This is a genomic window from Micrococcus sp. HMSC31B01 (genome assembly GCF_001816085.1).
Classification (GTDB): Bacteria; Actinomycetota; Actinomycetes; order Actinomycetales; family Micrococcaceae; genus Micrococcus; species Micrococcus luteus.
Genome location: NZ_KV824836.1, coordinates 1 through 1,189, shown reverse-complemented (window position 1 = coordinate 1,189; position 1,189 = coordinate 1). Strand labels below are relative to the sequence as shown.

Here is a 1,189-nt window from a genome sequence, read left to right as displayed (position 1 = left end):
GCCGTCGGCCGTGCCCGGGGCGCCGAGGTGCTCGGCCGCGAAGGCGAGCACCTCGTCCTCGCCCAGGTCTCGGCGGCCGTAGTCGACGTCGAGGCCCAGGACCCGGTAGCCGGCCGCGTGCAGCACCGGGGAGAGCGAGTGGGCGATCGGCCGGCCCAGGACCGCCGCGCGCAGCGTGGGGCGCATCAGCACACCCCCGGATTGGAGGCGCAGTAGCGCTGCAGGGTGCGCACGTGCTGCTGGTGCTCCTCATAGGTGCGGGAGAACTCGGTGTGGCCGGTGCCGATGTCCGTGGTCACCCAGTAGTAGGCGTCCGTCTCGGCCGGGTCGAGGGCGGCCTCGACGGCCGCGTCGGAGGGCATGCCGATCGGACCCGGCGGCAGGCCCGGGTGCACGTACGTGTTGTAGGGGTTCGACGCGTCCTGGCGCTGGCCCGAGGTGAAGCTGAGGCTGCGCACGCCGAGGCCGTACGTGACGGTGGCGTCGATCTGCAGGAGCCCGCGCGTCTCGGTGTTGTCCGGGGCGAGGCGGTTCTCGATGGCGCCGGCGACCTGCCGGTAGTCCTGGGGCAGGGCCTCCGCCTCGAGGATGGAGGCGATCGTGAGCAGGCGCTGCTGCTCGGCCGGGTCGCGGACGTCGAGGGCGTCGAGCTCGGCGAGGGTGGGCCGGATCAGGGAGTCGAGCACCTGCTCGGCGGTGGCGTCGACGGGGAGGCGGTACTCCCCCGCGTCGAGCCAGCCCTCGAGCGTGCCCGCCTCCCCGGGGACGCCGTAGCGGGTCGGGTCGTGGGCGGCGGCCTCGAGCTCCTCGCGGGGCAGCCCCGTGGCCTCGGCGACGGCGTCCAGCACCTCGGTGAGTCGCCGGCCGCGCTCCACGAGCACGTAGTGCACGGCCCCGTCCGCGGCGCCCTGGAGCACCGCGAGGGCCTCGGCCGCGGGCATCCGCTCGCGCAGCACGAAGTCCCCCGAGCGCACGAGACCGCTGCCCGTGTCCCTGGCGGCGCGCTCGAACGCACGGGCGGAGGCCACGATGCCGGCCCGGTCCAGGCGGGCCGCCACGGAGCCCAGGTCCTCGCCCGGCTCCACCGAGAACGTCACCTCGTCGCCCTCGACGGCCGTGTGGTCGGGGCCGCCCAGGAACCCGCGCACGATCAGCCCGCCCACGACGGCGAACGCCACGAGCACCGTGC

1 protein-coding gene and 1 pseudogene are annotated in these 1,189 nt (G+C 75.4%); both read right to left on the bottom strand.

The genetic code is table 11. The features are described from left to right. A pseudogene (locus HMPREF3105_RS00530) lies at positions 1-186 on the bottom strand (shikimate dehydrogenase); the annotation flags it as partial. Continuing rightward, on the bottom strand, positions 186-1,189 hold a 1,004-nt coding region (gene mltG, locus HMPREF3105_RS00525; protein ID WP_070708516.1), incomplete at its 5' end, for an endolytic transglycosylase MltG. The pseudogene HMPREF3105_RS00530 and the gene mltG, both read right to left, overlap by 1 nt.